Here is a 22,337-nt window from a genome sequence, read left to right on the forward strand (position 1 = left end):
GGTCTCCGACTTGCCGGTGCGCTTTTTCGCCGTCGACGACTCTGTGTGGACATGGCTACCGCCGACACCGACGACTTCGACATCGACGAGTTCGACGCTCAGAACCTCCCGGACTCCGTCGACCAGGCCGCCGTCAAGCGGATGCGAGCGGTCGCGTGGGCGCTCGACGACGCCATCCCCGTCCCCGGCACGAACTACAAGATCGGCATCGACCCCATCGTCGGCATCCTCCCCGTCGGCGGCGACGCCGCGACGGGCCTCGTCTCCCTCTACATCGTCGCTGAATCAGCGCGCCTCGGCGTCCCCCGAGAGAAGCTCGTCGCCATGCTCGTCAACATCGCCATCGACGTCGGCGCCGGCTCCGTCCCCGTCCTCGGCGACTTCTTCGACGCCACCTGGAAGGCGAACACCCGGAACTTCAAAATCGCCGTCGAGGAGCTCGACGACGCCGCCCCCGCCGACTCCGGCGGGACGGAAATCACTATCGAGTAATCCGGCGAACGGTCCCACCACGCCCGCTACGCGGGTGTGTCGTACTCGTCCTCGAAGTTCCGGCGGACTCGACGAGTCCGCCGGCGTCCCGTTCGCTGCACTCACGGGACTCCCGAGGGATTTCGAGGACGACACTCACGCAGGCGTGTCGTACTCGTCCTCGAAATCCCGCTGCGCGCGGTACGCGTCCACGAACTCCGCCACGTCGAACTCCTGCATCTGTGCTTCGAACTCCGAAGCCGTGCCGTCGTCCTCGGCGTGGCTCACCGCGTGGTCCATCAGCTCCACGACCAGCTCGACCACTACCTCGTGGAGCTCGCGGGCGTCCATGTCCGTCACCCACATGAGCGCGTACCCGACGCTCCCGTTCTCACTCTGGTCGACGGCCTCCACGGACTCCGGCAGCTGCTCCATCACCGCCCCCAGCAGGTGCGGCGTCCCGAACTCCTCGAACTCGTCCTCGGGCGCCGGCGTCACCGCCTCCTTCAACACCGCGACGATATCCTCCGGCACGAACCGCGACGGCGGATGCATGTCCATCACCACCGCGTGCGTCTCCCCGCACGAGCACTCGTACTCCCGCATCCCCATGTCGAAGTCCTTCACGTGCGCCTCCTCCCCGCAGGGCAGCTCCACCCACCCGTCGTCGTCCTCGGCGCCCGGAACGCGCGGCTCGGTCATTGCCCCTCGGTTCGGCCGGCGTCCGGTTAAGCCCCGCGAACGCCGCCGGTCAGAGGAGACTTTCCGCCCCTCATTGGAATGGGGGCCAACGAGAACGTCCAGAAAGCCCCGGCGCGGTCGACTCGGGGCCTCGCTGCGCTCCTCGGGTCGCTTCGCTCCCTGCGGTGCTTGCGTCGTCCGCCTTCGTCGACCACGCCGCCCCTTTCAGTCCCGGAAGACTCACTGCGTTCGTCTTCCGACCCTCGCGAACGCGCAGCGTTCGCTCAGCCCACCCGTCGCCGGCTGGTCAGTTCGTGTAGCGCGTTTCCAGGCCGAATCTTCATGTCGGCAGTCCGTGTCTGGGCGGCTATGGCCGCCATCGAACTCCGGGACCTCACGAAGCAGTACGGGGACCTCGTCGCCGTCGACGACGTCTCCTTGGAGATCCGGGACGGCGAAGTGTTCGGTTTCCTCGGGCCGAACGGCGCCGGCAAGACCACGGTGCTCCGCACGCTCCTCGGGATGCAGGCGCCGACCGCCGGCGGCGTCTCTATTCTCGGCTACGACACGACCGTCGAGAGCGAGCGCCTCGACGCGCTCGCGGACACCGGCTTCCTCCCGAGCGACCCCCAGTTCGACGAGCAAGCGACCGGCCGCGCGGTGCTGGACCTCCACGAGTCACTGAAGGGCGGGAGCCGCCGCAGCGACCTCCTCGAGCAGTTCGAACCGCCGCTCGACCGCCCGATACGCGAGTACTCCACGGGGAACGTCCAGAAGCTCGGCATCGTGCAGGCGTTCATGCACGACCCCGACGTCGCTGTGCTCGACGAACCCACGTCCGGGCTGGACCCGCTGTTGCAGGACCGCTTCAACGAGTTCGTGCGCGAAGAGCGCGCTCGCGGCGTCACCGTCCTGTTCTCCAGTCACGTGCTCAGCGAAGTCCGGCGCATCTGCGACCGCGTCGGCGTGCTCCGCGGCGGCGAACTCGTCGCCGTCGAGGACGTCGAGACCCTGCTCGACCGCAGCGGGAAGCTCGTCCGCGCTCGCGTCGACGGCGAGCTGCCGCCGGACGCCTTCGACATCTCCGGTGCGTCCGATATCACCAGACGCTCAGTCGACGGCGCGACCCGGGTGTCGTTCACGTTCACGGGCGACGTGGACGCGCTCGTGGACGAACTCGACCGCTACCCGCTGCAGGAGCTCGACGTCGAGGAAGCCCCGCTGGAGGACGTCTTCCTCGACTTCTACGGGGGTGGTGAGGATGCTTGAGCTCGCGGCGTACGGCGTCCGCCGGCGCGTGAAGGGCGCGCTCGCGCTCGCAGTCGGCCTCTCGGCGTTCAGTGCGATGTACGCGGCGTTCTTCCCGTCGCTGACCGGGAACCTCGACCTCGACTCGTACGTCGAGGCGCTCCCGCCCGCGTTCGTGGAGGCGTTCGGGCTGCGCGCGTTCAACACCATCGAGGGATTCCTCGCGACCGAACTCTACCAGTTCGCGTGGGTCATCCTCCTCGGGCTCTACCTCGCGTACAGCGCCGCCTCCCTGATTTCGGGCGACGTCGAGAGCGGCCGGATGGACGTGTTGCTGTCGCTGCCGGTCTCGCGCGCCCGCCTCGTCGCCGAGCAGTTCCTCTCCCTCGTTCCCGGCATCCTCCTCGTCAACGTCGTCGTCGCCGCGGTCACCTGGGTCGCCACCCGCGCCATCGGCTACCCAATCGGGACCGTCGACCTCGTCGTCGTCCACTCGCTCTCGCTCCCGTACCTCTTCGCGTGCGCGGCAGTCGGGCTGGCGTTCAGCGTGCTCGCCGACCGCGAGAGCGTCGCCCAGCGCGCCGCGATGGCGACCGTGTTCGGGCTGTTCCTGCTGGAGTCCGTCGTCGCGAGCACGGACTACGCGTGGGTCGGCGCCGTCGCCCCGATGCGGTACTTCGACCCCACCGCGATTCTCGTCGACGGCACCTACGACCTCGCGGGCGCCGCCATCCTCGTCGGCGCGACGCTGCTGCTCGTCGTCGCCAGCCAGCTGTACTTCCGTCGGAAGGACGTGAACTAATGTTCTCGTATTTTGCAATTTCCTAACCTCCACACATATTGAAGGGGAAAGGTTGGTCATGACGAAGATATGGACGATGACCGACTGGAATTACTATTGACAGAGTATGAGCAAAGCGGTGAGGAATACCGCGTCCGCCATCAATCGCTTCAAAATTCATACTACCTTTTTGTAATCGGTCTATCAGCATTCGGTATTGCGGCAATCAACTCGCTTGATAGCCTAGTCAAGCTTGGGCTGTTATTCTCACTTGGAAGTATAGCGTCGTTTGTACTGGGGTTCGCGATAATAACTCACTTCGTAGAACGACAATCCGCGGGGGTACTCCGAACAAGAGCGGAGCAGGCAATTGAGGAATATACCAATCCCGAAGTTAACCACCGCTTGAATATCCAAAGGCCACTATCTATTCAGTATCACATGATTGGACAAAAGGTGTATATGGACGATTCTGGCCACCTTGCTTTTCGAGATAGAGATTTTAGCATACTGTTCACTCGACCGGATTTTTCTGCTAAGTCTCTTGGACAAGGGATTATTGTTTTATCCATTTTACAGGCGATAGTCGGAATGTTTCTTTTGGGTAGTATTTTCACTATCTGACGAGAATAATTTGGAATCTAGAACTTAGTTGGAAGTGGTTATTGGAGTGAGCATCCGCGAGCGAGCGGCTTGAAAAGCCCGAGTGACGCGGTTCACCGCGCGACCGTAGGGAGCGCGGGCCGACGACTGAGGGACGCGAAGCGGACCGAAGGAGGAGTGCTTTTTCCGCAAGTTTTTGCCGAGGGGCGCCGTAGGCGCCCCGCAGCGCAAAAAGTGCCTGTTTAGGGCCAGTCGTCCCGTACTTCGGCTTCGTCTTCGGGTTCGTCGTCGGTGTCGCTGGCGAGTTCCCAGTCGGCCTTCTCGGCGGCGTCCTCTAAGGGGAGGTACTCCCAGCCGACCTCGTCGGCGAGCGCGCGGTCGTCGTCGTCGACGCCGATGAAGACGTGGCGTTCGGTGTCGAACTGGCGTTTGACGGATTCGAGGCTCTCCTCGCGGCCCTTCGGACCGGAGAAGAAGTCCTGGCGGATGCGGCGTTTCCGGGTGAAGTTGGTGACGACGTACGTGGGTTCGTCGGAGACGACGCCGACGTACTCGGTCCACTGCCGCGCGCCCGCGAACGCGCTCCCGGGTTTCGCGAGTTCCTGGAGCGCGGACAGCTCGAACGCGAGGGTCATGTCCGTGCTCCCGCCGGATTGGCTCATGGCGGAACGTCGGACGCGAACGGGAAAAACGGCTTCGGTCGCGGCGCGGGCGCTACTGGGCGATGTCGAGGCGGTAGTAGCCGGTGAAGCGGACGACTTCGCCGTCCGAGAGGTCGTCGGCGACGTCCTCCGGGATTGTGACGCCGTCGCCGTCGACGGCGTCCGGGAGGACGGCCTGTGCGCGGTCGTGGAGCTCGTCGTAGTCTCGGACCGCCTCTTCGACGGTCGTCGGTGGGGTCTCGGTTGCTCGTAGCTTCGGGTTCAATGTGCTCACCGGCAGTACCGTGTGCCGTGCCAACTTATGCCACGGAAGTTGATAAGGGTGACGGCAGTCCGGGTCGCTACGGCGGCTGAAAGAAGCGAGTCCGCGAAGAGTCCAAAAACGCGCGTTACTGCTCCTGCGGGATCGCGAGCTCGTCGATCTCGAAGTTCTCCTGGAGGAGGACGTCCTGCTGGTCGGCGACGACCGCCTCGTCCTTGATGAGCTTCTTGTACTTCGACTGCGGCGCGAGGTTCCCGATGAGCACGCCGCCGATGAGCTTGCCGTCCTTGAACGTCAGGCGGCGCCACTCGTCGTCGCCGTACTTGCGCTCGCACTCCTCGTCGCCCATCGTCGGGAAGCCAAAGGAGAGGAACGGGAAGTCGAAGTGCGTGATCGAGTACGAGGACACCCAGCGGAACGGCTCGACGTCGACGTCGTGGCCACTGTCCGCGAGCATCGTCTTGCCGGCGAGGGCGCCCTGCTGTTTCGCGGAGCCCCACGAGCCGTTCTGCGCGCGCTGGTCCATGATGGTGTCCCAGTACTGCGTGATGTCGCCCGCGGCGTAGATGTCCTCCGCCTCGGTGCGCATGTACTCGTCGACGTGGACGCCGTCGTCGATGGTGACCTCGGTGTCCTGGAGGATTTCGACGTTGAAGTCGAGGCCGATGGCGACGCCGACGAACTCCGACTCGTGGCGCTCGCCGTTCCCGTCGACGGTGGCGACGACTTTGCCGTCGTCGTCGACTTCGAAGCGGTCGGCGCCGGACTCGAAGACGGGCTCGACGCCCTTCTCGCGGAGGCCCTCGTGGATGATCTCCGCGCCCTCCGAACTGAGCGCGTACCGCCACCAGCGGTCGCCGCGCATCAGGTACTTCGCGTCGACGTCCTGCCCGCCGCAGATGGCCGCGAGGTCGATACCCAGCAGACCCGCGCCGACGACGACGCCGGTATCGGCTTCCTCGGCGTGCTCGCGAATCTTCCGCGCGTCCTGGAACGTCCAGAAGTGGTGGACGCCCTCCGCGTCGGAGTTCTCCACGGGGAGCTGGTTCGGCGTGCCGCCCGCCGCGACCAGCAGCTTGTCGTAGCTGATCTCGTCGCCCTCGTGGGTCTCGACGGTGTGAGCGTCGGGGTCGACGTCCGTGACTAGCGTGTTCAGCTGGAGGTCGATGTTGCGGTCGTCGTACCAGTCGGTCTCGTGGATGCTGATCGGGGCCTCCGGCAGCTTCCCCTTCGCGAACTCCTTGATGAGAATCCGGTTGTAGAGGGCCTCGCCCTCGTCTGTGACGACGGTGACGTCGGCGTCGGGGGACTCCTCGCGGATAGCTTCGGCGGCGGAACTGCCCGCGATACCGTCGCCGATTATCACGTAGGACTCGCTCATGCTCGGAGTGACGCTTTCCGGGTTAAAGTGGATTGCTATCTCCTCGGCCCGGCGAGACCGGTATCGAGCGGCGTGAGCGCCCGTGCGCCCGCTGGTGGCGCTGTCCGTCACGTTCTCGGCGCTCCGAGCGTCGGCTTCGCCCGGCGGTGCACTCGCCGGCGCCTTCTTTAGTCCCGCGTCCGTACGCCGGTGCATGAAACTCCACCAGAACGTCCGGCACTTCGCGTCGCGGAAGGCCCTGGAGCTGCCCGGGGTGCGTTCGGTCGCGAAGAAGGGGCTGGTCGACCTCCACGTCCGTATCTTCTCGGGGAAAGCCGACGAGGCCCGCCGCGAAGAGCGCGAACCCCACTTGGAGGACTTCTTCGACGCGACGATGGACATGTACCTCGCCGCCCTCCAGGAGGGCTACTCGGAGGCCGAGGCCCGCGAGACGACGCACATCGTCGCGAACTTCGACTTCTACAACCACGGCTGGGCGGAGATGATGGAGTTCCCGCCGAGCGAACTCTCCGACCACTACGAGCGCTACGAGACGTTCTTCGACGCCCACGGCGTCAGCGTCGACGACCCGCTCGGCGAGTTCCGGCCCGCGGGCGGCGTCGCCGACGCCCCCGCGACCCCGGAGCGCCTCGACGAAGCCGACTTCGAGCACACGGAGGGCGGCTACGCCGACGACGTCTACGTCGAAACCGAGGACGGCGAGATCCAGCGCGGCGACATCGAGGAGCCCGAGGACGTCGACCCGTCGAAGAGCCCCGGGACGTAGACGCTACTTCTCGCCAGCAATCCTGTCCGCGCACTCGTACCCGGCGACGATGCCGCCGTTGAGCGAGCGCTCGGGGTACTGCGCGCGCGACGCCATCCCCGCGTAGTAGACGCCGTCCGCGACCTCGCTGTCGAGGTGGTAGGGTATCACCATGTCGAGGTAGCCGCGCTCGTAGACGGGCGCCGTCCGTGGGTTGCGCGCGGTCGAAACCCAGTTCACGTGCGAGCGGTCGAACTCGGGGAAGAGGTCCTCGATGCCGTCGAGCCAGTGCTCGGCGACCTCGTCGTCGCTCATCTGCCAGACCGGGTCCTCGGGGCTCTGGATGTACTTCGGGACGTACAGGAGGTGTTCGCCGCCGTAGCGCTCCGGGGGCACGAAGTTCGTGTGCTCGATGAGCGCGCCGAACGGCGCGTCGTCGGCGATGTTCAGCCAGTACGTGTCCGTCAGCGACCGGTCCATGCTGACGACCGAGCAGACCGTCCCCTGGAACGTAATCGAACACTCGTAGCCGGTCAGGGATTCGAGGACGTTCGGCATCGCGGCGACGACGACGGCGTCGGCGTCCACCGTCTCGACGCGCGTGAAGCCGTCGTCGGTGTCGCCGTGCTCGACAGTCACCGACTGGAGTTCGCCGTCTGCGAGCCCGACGTTCGTCACGCGGGCGTTCGTGTCGATGTGCTCGCGGCCGACGTCCTCGACGAGCGCGTCGTTCAGCCGGCCGAACCCGCCGTCGAGGTAGCCCAGCGGCTCGCCGCGGCGGAGGTCGCGCTCGCCGCGGAACTTGATGCGGCCGAGCAGCCACGCCGCCGAGACGTCTTCCATGCGCTCGCCGAACTTCGCTTCGAGGAGGGGTTCGAAGAACGACTCGTAGACGTTCCGCGTGGTGTGCTCGACGCAGAACTCCCGCACCGGGACGTCCTCGAAGTCCTCGAGGTCGTCGTACGTGTCGAACTTCGGGAGTCCGCTGCGGACGTCGACGTCGAGGGTGAGCATCCCGAGTCGGAACGTGTCGTAGAGGCTCAGCGGCGGGAACGCCAGAATCTCCCAGGGCTTGTCCATCGGGTGGACGGTGCCGTCGACGTAGTAGGCGTTCTTCCCGATGGGCCACTGGAGGTCCTCGCGGAGGCCCAGCTCGTCCAGCAGGTCGACGATGGTCTCCTCGCTGGCGGAGAGGTGGTGGTAGAACGTCTCGATGGGGTCGCCGGCGGTCTCCGTGGTCGCCGCGAGGCCGCCCACCCGGTCGGCGGCCTCGAAGACGCGCACGTCGTGGCCGTGGCTCTGCAGTCGGCGTGCGGCCGCCAGCCCCGCGATGCCGCCCCCGACGATGGCAATCATGCCCGGAGTTCGGTCGCGGCTCCGGGTTAACGTTGTGGTCGGCCGGCAGCGAGTCCGCTACGCTTTTGCGCCGGCCCGCGCAACGGTCGGCCATGATTGCCGTCCGGGCGCCGGCGACGAGCGCGAACCTCGGCAGCGGCTTCGACGTCTTCGGCGTGGCGCTCGACCGGCCCGCGGACGTCGTGCGCGTCGAGCGGGCCGACGAGACGACGATCGAGCTGACCGGGATGGGCGCGGACTTCATCCCCGAGTCGCCGATGGACAACACCGCGGGCGTCGTCGCGAACGAGCTCGACGCGCCCGCGCACATCCGCATCGACAAGGGCGTGCGGCCGTCCTCGGGGCTGGGGTCGTCGGCCGCGAGCGCCGCGGGCGCCGCGGTCGCGCTCGCCGAACTGTACGACCGCGACCTCTCCCGGGAGGAACTCGTCCGGGTGGCCGCGGAGGGCGAGGCCGCCGTCTCGGGGGACGCGCACGCGGACAACGTCGCACCCGCCATCCTCGGCGGGTTCACGGTCGTCCGCGACGACGGCATCGAGCGCGTCGCCGCGGACCTCTCGCTGGTCGTCTGTCTCCCGGACATCGTCGTCTCGACGCGGGACGCCCGCGGCGTCGTCCCCGAGTCCGCGGCGATGGACGACGTCGTGGACACGGTCGGGTCGGCGGCGACGCTCGCCATCGGGATGTGCCGGAACGACCCCGAGCGGGTCGGCCGCGGGCTGGAGGAGCACCTCGTGACGCCCGCACGAGCGAAGCTCATCGACGGCTACGAGCAGGCCTGCGAGGCCGCCCGCGAGGCGGGCGCGACGGGCGTCACGGTCAGCGGCGCCGGCCCCGCCGTTCTCGCGGTCTGTCGGGACACCGATCAGCGCGACGTCGCCAGTGCGCTCGTCGACGGTTTCGAGGCCGACGGCGTCGACGCCACCGCGTACCGCTCACGGGTCGGCGACGGCGCGACGATTCTCTGACCGGCCGGCGTACCCGCTCGCGTTCACTCTCGTTCACGCTTCGAGAGTTCTGTTACTACTAGTGGTTACGCTCGTCGAGTAACACTTTTGGGGGACGCGCCCACCGATGTATCTATGGGAATACAACGCCGAGAGCTCCTCGCGGCGCTCGGCACTGGCGCCGCAACGGGGCTCGCGGGCTGTTCGAGCGTCCTCGGTAGCGACGAAGGCGAGCCGGTGGTCGCCGGCGAGACGCTCACGCTCACCACGACCACGAGCACGTACGACACGGGACTCCTCGACGCGCTGAACGCGCCGTTCGAGGACATGTACGGCGTCACCGTCGACTCCGTCGCACAGGGCACCGGCCAGGCGCTCGAGACCGCCCGGAACGGCGACTCGGACGTCATCATGGTGCACGCGCGGTCGCTCGAAGACGAGTTCATGCGGAACGGGCACGGCGTCAACCGCCGCGACCTGATGTTCAACGACTTCGTCGTCGTCGGCCCCTCGGCGGACCCCGCGGGTATCGAGGGGATGGAGTCGGCGGCCGACGCGTTCGCGACCATCGCCGACGCCGAGGCGCAGTTCGTCTCCCGCGGCGACAGCTCCGGGACGCACACCAAGGAGCTCGCCATCTGGTCGGAAGCCGGCGTCGAGCCCGGCGGCGACTGGTACCAGGAGACCGGACAGGGGATGGGCGCGGTGCTCAACATCGCCAACGAGCAGGGCGGGTACACCCTCGCCGACCGCGGCACCTTCCTCTCCCAGCAGTCCGAGGTCGGCCTCACGATTCTCGTGCAGGGTCCCATCGAGGGCGGCCCGGAGCTGCTCTCGAACCCCTACGGCATCCTCGCCGCCAACCCCGCGCGCCACGAGGACGCCAACTACGACCTCGCGATGGCGTACATCGGGTACGTCACGAGCCCGCGGGGCCAGCAGGTCATCGAGGACTACACCGCGAACGGCGAGCAGCTGTTCTACCCGCGCGCGCTCTCGGAGGACCCGGACTTCCAGCAGTACGTCCCCGAGGGCTGGAGTGCTGACGAGTCCAAGGAGTGAAGATGGTCGCAGCACTGGCTGGAGTCGTGCCGCTCGTCGACGCGCTCGCCGCGCAGGCGACAGCCGGTCCGCTGCTCGTCGGCTTCCCCTTCGAGTCGCAGTACGTCGCGAGCATCATCTACGTCTCGCTGTACGTCAGCGTGTTCGCGGTCTGTCTCAGCACGCTCGTCAGCGTCCCCGTCGCCTTACTCGTCGGCTTCACCGACTTCCCCGGCAAGCGCCTCGTCAAGGCCGCCATCAACACGGGCATGGGGTTCCCGAGCGTCGTCGTCGGCCTAGTCGTGCTGTTCGCGGTCTCGAACCAGGGGCCGCTCGGCGAACTTGACCTCGTGTTCACGAAGGAGGCGATGATCGTGTCGCAGTTCGTGCTCGCCACGCCCCCCATCACCGGCATCGCGCTCGCCGCCGTCACGAGCGTCCAGGCCGACGTCCGGGACGCCGCGTTCGCGCTCGGCGGTACCCGGCTGGACGTCGCGCTCGCCGTCGTGAAGGAGGCCCGCTACGGCATCGCGACCGCGGTGCTCGCGGGGTTCGGGCGCGCCATCAGCGAGGTCGGCTCCGTGCTCATCGTCGGCGGCAACATCGCCGGGACGGACGGCGTCTCGAAGACGCGCACGCTCACCACCGCCGTCCAGCTGGAAGCCCGGCAGGGCCGCTACGAGACCGCGCTCGTGCTCGGCGCGGTGCTGGTCGCGCTCGTGCTCGTCGTGAACGCCGTCGTCGTCCGCCTCGGCGACAGCGGCGTCGGCGGAGGTGGGCTACGGTGACTCTCGAGGCGCTCGGCGTCACGCACGCCTACGACGACGCCGGCGAGCCCGTGTTCCGGGACGTCACGCTGTCCGTCGACTCCGGCGAAGTCGTCGCCGTCATCGGCCCCTCCGGCGTCGGGAAGACGACGCTGCTGCGCTTGCTCTCGCTGTTCTCCGAGCCCGACGACGGCCGGGTCGCCCTCGGCGGCACGGACGCGTGGGACGTCCCCGAGCGCGAGCGACTCGCCCTCCGGCGGCGCGTCGGCGTCGTCTTCCAGCAGGCCAGCCTCTTCGACTCCTCGGTCGCGCGCAACGTCGAGTACGGCCTGCGCGTGCGGCGGTCGTGGCGCGAGCGCGTCCGCGACGAGTTCCGCTCGCTCGCCGGCCGCGCCGACACCCCCGAGGCCGTCACGGACGCCCTCGACGCCGTCGGCCTCGCGGACTACGCCGACGAGCCCACGGACTCGCTGTCGGGCGGCGAAGCCCAGCGCGTCGCGTTCGCCCGCGCACTCGCCTACGACCCCTCGTTCCTCCTCCTGGACGAGCCGACCTCGGACCTCGATCCGCGGAACACCGCCGTCATCGAGGACGCCGTCGCGGAGGCCGCGGACCGCGGCATCGGCGTCGTCGCCGCCACCCACGACATGCACCAGGCCGAACGCATCGCGGACCGCGTCGCGGTGCTCCTCGACGACAGCGTCATCGAGGTCGGGCCGGCCGACCGCGTCTTCGAGGACCCGCGCGACGAGCGCGCGCGGAAGTTCATCGACGGCGAACTCGTGTACTAGCCACGCAGCGATCTCCTGTCGAACTGTCAAGCGACGCGGGCGACGTAGCCGCGGCTGAACGACGGAACGAGCGGGGAAAAGCCGCGCTGGCGCGCGTTACAGGCGGTCGATAATCGCGTCGCCGACCTGCTCGGTGGTGGCGTCGCCGCCGAGGTCGGGCGTCCGCGGGCCGTCCGCGAGCACGCCCTCGACGGCGTCGCGGACGCGCTGGCCGTCCTCGTCGTAGCCGAGGAACTCCAGCAGCATCGCCGCCGACAGCACGGTCGCGCCGGGGTTCGCGACGCCCTGGCCGGCGATGTCCGGCGCGGTGCCGTGGACCGGCTCGAACAGCCCGCGCTCGTGGCCGACGTTCGCGGACGGCAGCAGCCCGAGGCCGCCGACGAGGCCCGCGGCGAGGTCCGAGAGCACGTCGCCCGCGAGGTTCGGGCAGACGACGACGTCGTACTCGTCCGGATAGAGGGGGAGCCGCGTCGCGAACGCGTCCATCAGCTCCTCGTCCGTGTCGACGCCCTGTTCGTCGGCGACCGAGAGCACGTCCTCGCGGAAGCGGCCGTCTGTCTCCCGCATCACGTTCGCCTTGTGGACGACCGTGAAGCCGTCCGTCCCGTCGGGGCCGCGGCCGTCCTCGACGAACTCGCAGGCGAACTCCGCGAGCTGTCGGGAGGCGGACGTGGTGACGACCCGGGTGAGCGTCGAGAGGTCGTCGCTCAGGCGGTCCTCGTGGCCCGAGTAGACGCCCTCCGTGTTCTCCCGGAGGAAGACGACGTCGGTCTCCGGGCGGAGCGCGTCCACGCCCGGGTACGCGCGGGCGGGGCGGATGTTCACGAACGAGTCGACCGCCGAGCGCAGCGGCAGGATGACGTCCGCGGCGGTCTCGCCGGCGGCGCCGAACAGCGTCGCGTCCGCGGCTTCGACCGCCGCCCGCGTCTCCGCTGGCAGCGGCGTGCCGGTCTCCTCTTTCACCGCGTCGCCGGCGTCGGCGTGCACGAACTCGAAATCCCCGACCGCACCGAGGACGTCCACCGCGACGGGGACGACTTCCTGTCCGATGCCGTCGCCGGGGATGACCGCTATCTCCTCAGACATCCGTGTAGGGGAGACTCTCGGCGGTTTCGCGCACGGTGTCGGCGTTCGCGCCCATCAGCGCGGTCGTGTCCCAGACGCCGTCGACGAGCGCGCGCCGCTGCGCGTCGTCGACCTCCGCGTCGATGACGGTGTCGCCGTACCGGACTTCCTCGTTCACGACGTCGACGTCGATCTCCTCGTCGGGGTGCTCGTCGATGTAGTCCTGCAGGGCTTCGACGTCCTCCTGCGAGGCGGTGACCGTGGGGATGCCGAGCGCGAGGCAGTTGCCCGCGAAAATCTCGGCGAACGACTCGCCGACGATGGCGTCGATTCCCCACCGCATCAGCGCCTGCGGCGCGTGCTCCCGGGAGGAGCCGCAGCCGAAGTTCGCGTTCACCGCGAGCACGGACGCCCCCTGGAAGTGGTCCTCGTTGAACGGGTGGTCTTTGGGGTTGTCCTCGTCGTCGAAGCGCACGTCGAAGAACGAGAACTCCCCGAGGCCGTCGAACGTGACGACCTTCATGAACCGCGCGGGGATGATCTGGTCCGTGTCGATGTCGTTCCCGCGCACGGGGACGCCCGTGCCCGAGACGTGCTCGACGGTGTCCGCGGGACCGTCGTCGCTCATGCGCGCACCTCCTCGAAGCGCTCCAGCTCACGGACGTCGGTGACCTCGCCGGTGATGGCGGCCGCAGCGACCATCGGCGGGCTCATCAGGACGGTGCGGCCGTCCTTCGAGCCCTGCCGGCCGACGAAGTTCCGGTTCGACGACGACGCGCAGCGCTCGTCGCCGACCAGCTGGTCCTCGTTCATGCCCAGACACATCGAACAGCCGGCGCCGCGCCACTCGAAGCCGGCCTCCTTGAACACCTCGTCGAGGCCCTCGGCCTCGGCGGCGGCCTTGACGCGCTGGCTGCCCGGCACGACCATCGCGCGCACGGAGTCGTGGACCTCGTGGCCCTTCACGACCTCCGCGGCCTCCCGGAGGTCCGGCAGGCGCGCGTTCGTACAGCTCCCGAGGAACGCCACGTCGATGGGGTAGCCCGCCATCGTGTCGCCGGGCTCGACGCCCATGTGCTCCTGGGCGCTGCGCGCGGTGTCCTGCTTGTCCGCGGGCAGGTCCTCGGGCGCGGGAATCTCCTCGGAGATGCCGATGCCCTGACCGGGCGTCGTCCCCCACGTCACCGTGGGTTCGAGCGCGTCGCCGTCGATCTCCACGACGTCGTCGTACTCGGCGTCCGCGTCGGACTTGATGGACTCCCAGTAGGACTTGAGCTCCTCGAACTCCTCGCCCTCGGGAATCTCGTCCCGCCCTTCGAGGTACTCGTAGGTCGTCTCGTCGGGGTTGACGTAGCCCGCGCGAGCGCCGCCCTCGATGGACATGTTACAGATGCTCATCCGGCCGGCCATGTCCATGGCCTCGACGGCCTCGCCGCCGTACTCGTAGACGTAGCCGACGCCGCCGTCGGTGCCGAGCTTCCGGATGACCTGCAGGATGACGTCCTTCGGCGTCACGCCCTCGTCGAGTTCGCCGGTGACCTCGATGCGCCGGACCTTCTGTTTCTCCATGGCGACACAGCCCGTCGCCAGCACGTCCCGAATCTGGGACGTGCCGATGCCGAACGCGAGCGCGCCGAACGCGCCGTGGGTCGCCGTGTGGGAGTCGCCGCAGACGATGGTCATCCCGGGCTGGGTGAGCCCCTGCTCCGGGCCGACCACGTGGACGATGCCCTGCCGGCCCGTCGTCGGGTCCGCGAAGTCGATGCCTGCGTCGCGGACGTTCTGCTCCAGCTCGCTCATCATCTCCTCGGCCGCGTCGTCGCTGTACGGCCGGGACTGGTCGGCGGTCGGGACGATGTGGTCGACGGTCGCGTACGTGCGCTCGGGGTACGCGACGTCGAGGCCGCGCTCTTTCAGCATCCCGAACGCCTGCGGGCTCGTCACCTCGTGGATGAGGTGGAGGCCGACGAACAGCTGGGTCTGCCCGGTCGGCAGCTCCGTCACTTCGTGGCGGTCCCAGACCTTGTCGTAGAGCGTGTTCTCACTCATCGCGTCCGTCCTCGTCCGCTACGGGTTCGCCGCCGCGCTCCCATACGGGGTTCGCGCCCTCGTCGTCCTCGGTCGGCGGCGTCTGGTCGACGTCTTTCATCTTCTGCTCGCCCTTCTCGGGCTCCGCAGCACGCTCGCCTCCGTCGGCGGCCACAATCGGACCGCGTCGGAACACGTTGTTGACGCCGTCGGGCGCCGCGGGGTTGCGCTGGCTGACGTCCTTCAGCGTCTGCTCAGTCATCCGCGGACACCTCCGCCTCCTGCTCCTGTTCTTCCTGCTCGTCGGCCCACGCGAACAGCTCCCGGAGGCGCTCGCCGACGTCCTCGATGTCGTGGTTCTGTTCGGCCGTGCGGCGCTGGCGGTACGACGGGCGGCCCGCCTGATTCTCCGCGATCCACTCGCGGGCGAACTCGCCGTTCTGGACCTCTTCGAGGACTTCCTCCATGTTCTCCCGGACGGACTCGTCGACGACCTCGTCGCCGCGGGTCAGCCCGCCGTACTCCGCGGTGTCGGAGACGGAGTCCCACATGCCGGCGTTCCCGCCCTCGTACATCAGGTCCACGATGAGCTTGAGCTCGTTGAGGACCTCGAAGTACGCCATCTCCGGGCTGTACCCGGCGTCGACCAGCGTCTCGTAGCCGGTCTTCACGAGGCTCGTCACGCCGCCGCAGAGGACGGCCTGCTCGCCGAACAGGTCGGTCTCGGTCTCCTCGCGGAACGTCGTCTCCACGACGCCCGCGCGAGCGCAGCCGATGCCGTCGGCGTACGCCAGCGCCTCGTCGTGGGCGTCACCGGTGGCGTCCTGGTAGACCGCAAGCAGCGCGGGCGTCCCCTGGCCGGCCTCGTAGTTCCGGCGTACGAGGTGGCCGGGGGACTTCGGTGCGATCATCGTCACGTCGACGTCTTCCGGCGGCTCGATCTGGCCGTAGTGGATGTTGAACCCGTGCGCGAACTGGAGCGTGTCGCCGGCGTCCAGTTCGGGACGGATGTCCTCGAACACCGACGGCTGGACGGTGTCCGGCACGAGCACGGAGACGACGTCCGCCTCGCGGGCGGCCTTCTTCGGAGAGGCCACGCGCAGGCCGTCGGCCTTCGCCGCCGACCGCGACGAGGAGTCCTCGCGCAGGCCGACGACCACGTCGACCCCGCTGTCGTCGAGGTTCTGCGCGTGGGCGTGGCCCTGGCTGCCGTACCCGAGTACGGCGACTGTCTTGTCGTCGATGTAGCGTCGGTCGACGTCCGATTCGTGGTACACTGGCTGCGTGAAGTCTGCGTCTGTCATTTGAGGTGGTCTGGAACGACTGCTGTCTTGGTCTCGCCACGCGCCAGCGCCGTCTGTCCGGTTCGGGCGATCTCCCGGATACCGAACTGCCGGTAGGCGTCGATGGCGTCGTTGATCTTCTGCTCGTCGCCGGTCAGCTCGACCGTGATGGTCCGCGGGCCGGCGTCGAGGGTCTTCCCGTTGTACATCTCCGTGATGGCGTGGACCTCGTGGGGGCGGTCGGCGTCGACTTTCACCACCACGAGCTCCCGCGTCACCGCGTCGTCCGCGAGCTCGCGGACGTGGATGACCGGGACGACCTTCTCTAGCTGCTTCTCGACCTGGTCGATACCGGGGTCGGGCTCCTCGACGACGACCGTGATGCGCGCCCAGTCGTCGTTCTGGGTGTCCGCGACGGTCAGCGACTCGATGTTGAACTGCCGCCGGCTGAACAGCCCGGAGACGCGCGCGAGCACGCCCGGCTCGTGTTCGACGAGCGCGGAGATGACGGTGCGCCGCGGCGGGTGCTCGGCCTCGACTTCGGGGTCGACGCGGATGCCCTGCGAGGTCCGGCGGCCCTTCGGCCGCCGACGGTCCTCCGGGGCGGGCCCCGGCAGTCCCTCTCGTTCGGTGTCTCGCTCGCTCATAGGTGGTCCTCCGAGAGCGCGAACTGGCCGTTGTCGCCGCCCGAGGGAACCATCGGGTAGACGTCCTCGGTCGGGTCGATGTAGACGTCGACCACGGCGGGTCCGTCGACGGCGAGCGCTTCCTCGATGACGTCGGGCGCGTCGTCGTAGCCCTCGATGCGGAAGCCGTCCGCGCCGAACGCCTCCGCGAGCGTGTCGAACTTCGGCACCCACGGGTACTCCGAGGCCATCCGGCGGCCGTCGAAGAACGCGTCCTGCCACTGCCGGACCATCCCGATGGCCTCGTTGTTCAGCACGAAGACGGTGATGTCCATCTGCTCGCGCACCGCGACGACGAGCTCCTGACACGTCATCAGGAACGAACCGTCGCCGTCGAAGCTGACGACGGACTGGTCGTCGTCGGCGGCGACGCGCGCGCCGATGGCCGACGGCAGCCCGTACCCCATCGCGCCGAGGCCGTGGGAGGACACCCACGTCCGCGGCTCGGTGTACGTCCAGAACTGGCAGGCCCACATCTGGTGCTGCCCGACGCCGGTCGTGACGACCGTGTCGCGGTCGGTCGCCTCGTCGACGGCCTCCACGACGTACTGGGGTTTCAGCGGCTCGTCCTCGGGGGCCGCGTAGTCGAGGCGGTACTCCTCTTTCCACTCGCGGCACTGCTCGACCCACGCCTCCGTGTCCGGCGAGGTCGGCATCGCCTCGTCGAGCTGGTCGAGGACGGTGCCCGCGTCGCCGACGAGCGGGTGGTCGGCCTCGATGTTCTTCGAGATCTCCGCGGGGTCGATGTCGACGTGGATAACCTCGGCGTCCGGCGCGAACGAGTCGACGCCGCCGGTCAGGCGGTCGTCGAAGCGCGTGCCGACCGCCAGCAGGCAGTCGGTCAGCGTGATGGCCATGTTCGCGTAGCCGGTGCCGTGCATCCCCGCCATCTCGAGGGCGAGGTCGTGGTCCTCGGGGAACGCGCCGATGCCCGGCATCGTCGTCACGACCGGAATCTCGTGCTCGGTCGCGAACGCGTACAGCTCCTCGGTCGCGTCGCCCTTCACGACGCCGCCGCCCGCCAGAATCACGGGCTCGTCGGCGTCGACGATGGTCTGCGCGGCGGCCGCGACGTTCTCGTCGTCCGCGCGCGTCTGCACGTCGACGGTGCCCGGGACTTCGGGCTCGACGGGGTCGACGTCGGTCTCGCCGGTCGTGACGTCCTTCGGCAGGTCGACGACCGTCGGCCCCTGTCGGCCGTGGCTCGCGAGCGCGAACGCCGTGCTCACGTCCTCACCGACCGTGTCGGGGCTGGACGCGAAGTAGTTCGACTTCGTGATGGGCGTCGTCACGCCGACCGTGTCCGTCTCCTGGAACGCGTCGTTGCCGACCAGCTCCGTGGGGACCTGGCCGGTGAGCGCGACGACGGGCTCGGAGTCCATGTCGGCGTCCGCGAGCCCGGTCACGAGGTTCGTCGCGCCCGGGCCGGACGTCGCCATGCAGACGCCGGGGTCGCCGCTGACCGCGCCGTACGCGTCCGCGGCGTGCGCGGCGCCCTGCTCGTGCGCCATCGTCACGTGGTCGAGACCGGAGTCGTACAGCGCGTCGTAGACGGGCATGATGGCGCCGCCCTGCACGCCGAACACCGTCTCGACGCCGGCGGCCTCCAGGGACGCGACGACGGACTCCGCGCCCGTTCGCTTCGCGACTTCGGCCTCCTCGGCGTCGACTCCCTCGGCTTCGGTCGCCTCGCTTTCGGCCTCCGGCTCGGCCTCGTCCGGTTCCGTGACTGCGCCGTGTTCTGTCATCGATACCCCTCGCGCGGTGTCGGGTCGGTTCGTGTGGACTGTGTCATTGCGGATGCTGCGGTGGCTGTCGGTCGTGGGTGATTCCGGACTGGGGGAGAAGTGGTAGTAGGGGAGCTTACGCCCCTACAATACCGACAATCGCACCGCTGCCCGCGAGAAGACCCGTGTGCGCGGCCTGCGGCAACATCGTGCTCCGATAAGCGGCCTCGGTAGATAAAGCCGTTGCTGGGAGCGCAATGCTTGCCGGCCGGCATTACGCCTTCACCTCCTCCGTCACGCGGTCGACACCGACCTCACCCGCGAACGCGCGCAGGACCGCGTCGGTGACGACTTCGTCGTCGCCGGCGTGGGCTTTCACCTTCTTCGTGACCTCGCGGACTTCCTCGTCCGTCGGGTCGTAGCCGGCTTCCTCGAGCTGGTCGCGGACCGCGTGCGTGCCCGAGTGCTTCCCGAGCACGACCTCGCGCTCGGCGCCGACCATCTCGGGGGTCATCACGCCGGGCTCGAACGTCTCGCTGTTCTCGAGGACGCCGGCGGCGTGGATGCCGGACTCGTGGGCGAACGCGTTCGCGCCGACCACGGGCTTGTTGACGGGAATCGGGACCGACGAGCGCTCGGCGACCAGCTGCGAGATCTCCGTGATGGCGGTCGTGTCGACGCCGGTCTCGGCGCCGTACAGGCTCTCCGCGGCCATCACGACTTCCTCGAAGGCGGCGTTGCCGGCGCGCTCGCCGATGCCGTTGACCGACACCTGCATCTGGTCGGCGCCGTACTCCACGCCCGTCAGGGCGTTCGCGGTCGCCAGCCCGAAGTCGTCGTGCGTGTGCACGTCGATGCGGGCGTCCGTGTGCTGGCCGACGAACTCGACGAGCTCGCCGAACCGCTTCGGCGTCCCGACGCCGCAGGTGTCCGGGATGTTGATCCAGTCCACGCCGACCTCGTCGACCGCCTCGACGATCTCCGCGAGGAACTCGGGGTCGGTCCGCGTGGCGTCCATCGGCGAGAACATCACTTCGACGCCCGCGTCGGCCGCCTGTTCGACGGCGGCGACCGAGCGCGCGACGACGTCCTCGCGCGTGCTGTGCATCGAGTCTTCGATCTGCACGTCGCTCGTGGACGCGAAGACGTGGATCATCTCCACGCCCGAGTCCACGGCCGCCTCCACGTCGGACTCCACGACGCGGGCGAGCCCGCACGTGGTCGTCTCGGTGGACGCGGCGATGTCGGCGACAGCCTCGGCCTCCTGCTCGCTGTTGGCCGGGAACCCGGCCTCGATGACGTCGACGTTCGCGTCGTCGAGCGCGGCCGCTATGGCGCGCTTGTCGTCGTAGCTGAAGGAGGTCCGTGGCGTCTGCTCGCCGTCACGCAGCGTGGTGTCGAAGATTCGTACCGACTCGAATTCGTTACGTTGGGCTAACGTGCCCTGGAAGAACTCGTTCCCCCGGACTTGCACCGGGCGCCTCGTTGTGAGACATCGTACCAGTCTCGCCGGGCTCCGGGTATTTACGTGTTTCCCCTTGACAGACGAGCGCACCTCCCGAATCTATCACGATTGTCCGTCCGCATCGACGAAAACGCAAGACGGCGATACATCAAAGGGGATATTAGGCACATTCCCCACTACATACGTCTGAATGTCGGATTGTCGGAGTAGTTCGCCGATTCGCCCTCCGAAACCGGACATTCGTGGAGGGCGCGCGGCGTGCGCGCGCTCCGCACACCCCCGATCGGCGGGCGTAACGATTATGATACGGGATTGAAACGAGTGGTACGTGCAGCACCGGCACACCACCCCGAGCAGTGCGCATCGCCGACGAACGGACCCGGTAGAGGTGGGCGGATGAGCGTCCGCGGCACGATACGAGGTCTCGCCGTGCGCGCGAACCCGCCGTTCGCCGCCGGCGTCGCCGGTGTCTCCCTGCTCGCGCTCGCGTACGCGACGACCGTCGCGAACGTCGTCCACCACACGTACGTCCACGTCATGGCGGGCGTGCTCTGGACGGGCATCGACGTGTTCATGGCTATCGTGCTCGGCCCCGTCGTCGGCAGCCTCGGCGTCGAACAGCGCGCGGCGTTCTTCCGGAAACTCACCCCGAAGACGTCGTTCCTCCTGCCGTCGCTCGCCACCGTCACCATCGCCGGCGGTATCACGCTCGCGCTCCGGCTGCCCGGGCTGTTCTCGCACGCGCACGCCTGGCTCGCCATCTTCACGTTCGTCGCCTTCGTCCCCACGCTGCTGCTGATCGGCTGGGAGTTCGACGCGTTCGGCGACTGGCGCTGGCGGGCGTGGTTCGGCGTCGCGCTCGCCGTCAGCGTCGCGTACCTCGCCGTCACGCTCCCCGACTTCGGGTGGACCGAGCCCGTCTTCGTCGTCGCGCTCGCCATCGTCGCCGTGCTCAACGTCCTCGGGTTCGGCGTGCTGATGCCCGGCGAAGTCCGGATGTACAAGCAGATGACCTCCGAGAACCCCGACAGCCAGGTCATCGCGGACATCGGCATGCGGAACGCCAAGCTCGGCGGCGTGCAGGGCGCGTTCCAGCTCGCGGTCGTCGCCACGATGGTCTACATCCGCTGGGGCGGCTTCTAGCGCTTCGGTATCGGCACTTCGGGGAGCACGGCCTCCGGTCCCTCGTCGTCGTCCTCCACCTCGTCGTCGAGGTACACCGACGCCCAGTACAGCACCTGTCCGAGCGCCGGCAGCGGGTCGCTGCGCGACACGAGATCGTAACAGCACGGCTTCGACGCCGGCGTGACGAACTCCCGGACGGCCGTCAGCGTGTCCTCGCGGTCGAGCACCTGCAGGGCGTCCGTGAACAGGCACCGCGCCTGCACGCCGACGTCGTACTCCAGGTCGGGTTCGGGTTCGTCGCCGACCGCCACCCGGTACAGCAGGTACGGGAAGTTCACGCCCGCGTACACGGAGAGCGCGAGGCTCCCCCACAGCCGGGGGTTGATTTCGAGGAGCTGCGGTTCGCCGGTCCGGGCGTCGACGCGGAACTCCACCATCGCGAGCCCGTACCAGTCCAGCGCCGCCAGGAACTCGTCGGCCAGCTCGACCAGCTCCGGGTCGACGACAGTCTCCCGGTACGTGCTCGCGCCGCCCGACGGCGGCCGCGTCCGGAGTCGCTGCTGGACCGTCAGCGCGGTCAGCTCGCCGGGCGCCCCGTAGAGCGTGTAGACGCCGCGCTCGCCGCCGTTCGGGACGAACTCCTGGAAGATGACGGGGCCGTGGGACGCCCGGAGGTCCCGCGTTCTGTACTCGAGCTCGCGGCGAGTGTGACAGACGGCGGTGCCGTTCCCGCCCTCGCCGCGCTGGGTCTTCACGACCACCGGATAGCCGAGTCGGTCCACCGCGGCGTCGATGCCGCCCTCCCCGGGCAGCACCGTCTCGGGGTGTGGAACGTCGTGCTCGCGAGCGGCCTCGACGGTCCGGCGCTTGTTCACGCCGACGGCCAGCTGCTCCTCGGGTGGGAACGGCAGCGTCGTCGCCGGCTCGAAGCGGTCCCGGTGCTCGGAGACCACCTCCACGGTCGCCTCGCTGATCGGCAACAGCATGTCGTAGTCCCGGGCGCGGACTTCGGCCTCGACGTCGCGCACGAACCCCGACGGGTCGTTCTCGGGCGACGGGAAGACGACGTGCCTGTCGACGTGCCGGGAGAACCCGCCCGCGCTCCACCGGCTGGCGCTCCCGGCGGTCACGTCCACGCCGCGGGCGCCCAGCGAGCGAATCGCGACCACGCCGTGTCTCGCGTTCGCGTCGAGCACTAACGTCGACCCCATTTAGTACCAGT

Annotated in this window: 24 protein-coding genes; 10 read left to right on the top strand and 14 right to left on the bottom strand. The window is 68.5% G+C overall.

The window, feature by feature from the left end; translation table 11 throughout:
- The first annotated feature begins 51 nt into the window (after nt 1-51).
- Nucleotides 52-492, top strand: coding sequence for a DUF4112 domain-containing protein (locus G9C83_RS10165; protein ID WP_167246029.1), 441 nt, complete (start codon nt 52-54; stop codon nt 490-492).
- Between the two features lie 135 nt (nt 493-627).
- On the opposite strand, the gene G9C83_RS10170 is transcribed toward G9C83_RS10165, so the two are convergent.
- Nucleotides 628-1,173 (bottom strand): DUF5815 family protein, encoded by a 546-nt coding sequence (locus tag G9C83_RS10170; protein ID WP_167246030.1) that lies wholly within the window; start codon nt 1,171-1,173, stop codon nt 628-630.
- Nucleotides 1,174-1,521: 348 nt separating this feature from the next.
- Here G9C83_RS10170 and G9C83_RS10175 point away from each other — a divergent pair, with 348 nt between their 5' ends.
- The 3 genes from G9C83_RS10175 (at nt 1,522) to G9C83_RS10185 (ending at nt 3,805) form a co-directional block, all read left to right on the top strand.
- Nucleotides 1,522-2,421 (top strand): ABC transporter ATP-binding protein, encoded by a 900-nt coding sequence (locus tag G9C83_RS10175; protein ID WP_167246031.1) that lies wholly within the window; start codon nt 1,522-1,524, stop codon nt 2,419-2,421.
- Entirely contained in the window at nt 2,414-3,202 is a 789-nt protein-coding gene (locus G9C83_RS10180; protein ID WP_167246032.1) for an ABC transporter permease subunit, read from the top strand. The genes G9C83_RS10175 and G9C83_RS10180 overlap by 8 nt, the downstream gene beginning before the upstream one ends.
- A 69-nt stretch (nt 3,203-3,271) precedes the next feature.
- Nucleotides 3,272-3,805: a hypothetical protein gene (locus G9C83_RS10185; protein ID WP_167246033.1), complete on the top strand. Its 534-nt coding sequence runs from the start codon at nt 3,272-3,274 to the stop codon at nt 3,803-3,805.
- A 221-nt stretch (nt 3,806-4,026) separates the two neighbouring features.
- Here the strand turns inward: G9C83_RS10185 and G9C83_RS10190 are convergent, their stop codons facing one another.
- The 3 genes from G9C83_RS10190 to G9C83_RS10200 form a co-directional block, all read right to left on the bottom strand.
- Complete coding sequence (locus tag G9C83_RS10190; protein WP_167246034.1) at nt 4,027-4,446, bottom strand: hypothetical protein; 420 nt, start codon at nt 4,444-4,446, stop codon at nt 4,027-4,029.
- Between the two features lie 52 nt (nt 4,447-4,498).
- Nucleotides 4,499-4,720 (bottom strand): hypothetical protein, encoded by a 222-nt coding sequence (locus G9C83_RS10195; protein ID WP_167246035.1) that lies wholly within the window; start codon nt 4,718-4,720, stop codon nt 4,499-4,501.
- 115 nt (nt 4,721-4,835) lie between these two features.
- Entirely contained in the window at nt 4,836-6,089 is a 1,254-nt protein-coding gene (locus tag G9C83_RS10200) for an FAD/NAD(P)-binding oxidoreductase (protein WP_167246036.1), read from the bottom strand.
- Nucleotides 6,090-6,282: 193 nt separating this feature from the next.
- Between G9C83_RS10200 and G9C83_RS10205 the strand changes: the two genes are divergently transcribed.
- Entirely contained in the window at nt 6,283-6,855 is a 573-nt protein-coding gene (locus G9C83_RS10205) for a DUF6149 family protein (protein WP_167246037.1), read from the top strand.
- Between the two features lie 3 nt (nt 6,856-6,858).
- Here G9C83_RS10205 and G9C83_RS10210 read toward each other — a convergent pair whose 3' ends face one another.
- Nucleotides 6,859-8,190, bottom strand: a complete 1,332-nt coding sequence (locus tag G9C83_RS10210; RefSeq protein WP_167246038.1) for an NAD(P)/FAD-dependent oxidoreductase — start codon at nt 8,188-8,190, stop codon at nt 6,859-6,861.
- Nucleotides 8,191-8,282: 92 nt separating this feature from the next.
- Here G9C83_RS10210 and G9C83_RS10215 point away from each other — a divergent pair, with 92 nt between their 5' ends.
- The 4 genes from G9C83_RS10215 to G9C83_RS10230 all read left to right on the top strand — a co-directional run bounded on the left by G9C83_RS10215 (nt 8,283) and on the right by G9C83_RS10230 (nt 11,736).
- A complete protein-coding gene (locus G9C83_RS10215) occupies nt 8,283-9,158 on the top strand; it encodes a homoserine kinase (RefSeq protein ID WP_167246039.1) in 876 nt (291 codons plus the stop codon).
- Nucleotides 9,159-9,272: 114 nt separating this feature from the next.
- Nucleotides 9,273-10,199, top strand: coding sequence for a substrate-binding domain-containing protein (locus tag G9C83_RS10220; protein WP_167246040.1), 927 nt, complete (start codon nt 9,273-9,275; stop codon nt 10,197-10,199).
- 2 nt (nt 10,200-10,201) lie between these two features.
- Nucleotides 10,202-10,966 carry an ABC transporter permease gene (locus G9C83_RS10225; protein WP_167246041.1) on the top strand — a complete coding sequence of 255 codons (765 nt, stop codon included), beginning with the start codon at nt 10,202-10,204 and terminating at the stop codon, nt 10,964-10,966.
- Nucleotides 10,963-11,736 carry a phosphate ABC transporter ATP-binding protein gene (locus tag G9C83_RS10230; RefSeq protein ID WP_167246042.1) on the top strand — a complete coding sequence of 258 codons (774 nt, stop codon included), beginning with the start codon at nt 10,963-10,965 and terminating at the stop codon, nt 11,734-11,736. The genes G9C83_RS10225 and G9C83_RS10230 overlap by 4 nt, the downstream gene beginning before the upstream one ends.
- Before the next feature lie 96 nt (nt 11,737-11,832).
- Here G9C83_RS10230 and G9C83_RS10235 read toward each other — a convergent pair whose 3' ends face one another.
- The 8 genes from G9C83_RS10235 to G9C83_RS10270 form a co-directional block, all read right to left on the bottom strand.
- On the bottom strand, nt 11,833-12,822 hold the full coding sequence (locus G9C83_RS10235; protein WP_167246043.1) for an isocitrate/isopropylmalate family dehydrogenase: 990 nt from the start codon (nt 12,820-12,822) through the stop codon (nt 11,833-11,835).
- Entirely contained in the window at nt 12,815-13,429 is a 615-nt protein-coding gene (leuD, locus tag G9C83_RS10240; protein ID WP_167246044.1) for a 3-isopropylmalate dehydratase small subunit, read from the bottom strand. Before leuD ends, G9C83_RS10235 begins: the two co-directional genes overlap by 8 nt.
- Nucleotides 13,426-14,850: a 3-isopropylmalate dehydratase large subunit gene (gene leuC / locus G9C83_RS10245; protein WP_167246045.1), complete on the bottom strand. Its 1,425-nt coding sequence runs from the start codon at nt 14,848-14,850 to the stop codon at nt 13,426-13,428. Before leuC ends, leuD begins: the two co-directional genes overlap by 4 nt.
- Complete coding sequence (locus G9C83_RS10250; RefSeq protein ID WP_167246046.1) at nt 14,843-15,091, bottom strand: hypothetical protein; 249 nt, start codon at nt 15,089-15,091, stop codon at nt 14,843-14,845. The genes leuC and G9C83_RS10250 overlap by 8 nt, the downstream gene beginning before the upstream one ends.
- Nucleotides 15,084-16,133 carry a ketol-acid reductoisomerase gene (ilvC, locus tag G9C83_RS10255; RefSeq protein ID WP_167246047.1) on the bottom strand — a complete coding sequence of 350 codons (1,050 nt, stop codon included), beginning with the start codon at nt 16,131-16,133 and terminating at the stop codon, nt 15,084-15,086. The genes G9C83_RS10250 and ilvC overlap by 8 nt, the downstream gene beginning before the upstream one ends.
- On the bottom strand, nt 16,130-16,759 hold the full coding sequence (ilvN, locus tag G9C83_RS10260) for an acetolactate synthase small subunit (protein ID WP_167246048.1): 630 nt from the start codon (nt 16,757-16,759) through the stop codon (nt 16,130-16,132). The genes ilvC and ilvN overlap by 4 nt, the downstream gene beginning before the upstream one ends.
- Entirely contained in the window at nt 16,756-18,546 is a 1,791-nt protein-coding gene (gene ilvB, locus G9C83_RS10265) for a biosynthetic-type acetolactate synthase large subunit (RefSeq protein ID WP_167246049.1), read from the bottom strand. Before ilvB ends, ilvN begins: the two co-directional genes overlap by 4 nt.
- A 253-nt stretch (nt 18,547-18,799) precedes the next feature.
- Entirely contained in the window at nt 18,800-19,999 is a 1,200-nt protein-coding gene (locus G9C83_RS10270; RefSeq protein ID WP_167246050.1) for a 2-isopropylmalate synthase, read from the bottom strand.
- Nucleotides 20,000-20,386: 387 nt separating this feature from the next.
- On the opposite strand from G9C83_RS10270, the gene G9C83_RS10275 reads away from it, so the two are divergent.
- Complete coding sequence (locus G9C83_RS10275; protein WP_167246051.1) at nt 20,387-21,133, top strand: hypothetical protein; 747 nt, start codon at nt 20,387-20,389, stop codon at nt 21,131-21,133.
- Here the strand turns inward: G9C83_RS10275 and G9C83_RS10280 are convergent.
- Nucleotides 21,130-22,326, bottom strand: coding sequence for an ATP-grasp domain-containing protein (locus tag G9C83_RS10280; protein WP_167246052.1), 1,197 nt, complete (start codon nt 22,324-22,326; stop codon nt 21,130-21,132). The genes G9C83_RS10275 and G9C83_RS10280 overlap by 4 nt on opposite strands.
- Between the last annotated feature and the right edge of the window lie 11 nt (nt 22,327-22,337).

The sequence above is a fragment of the Halobacterium sp. R2-5 genome, from assembly GCF_011734195.1.
Classification (GTDB): domain Archaea; phylum Halobacteriota; class Halobacteria; order Halobacteriales; family Halobacteriaceae; genus Halobacterium.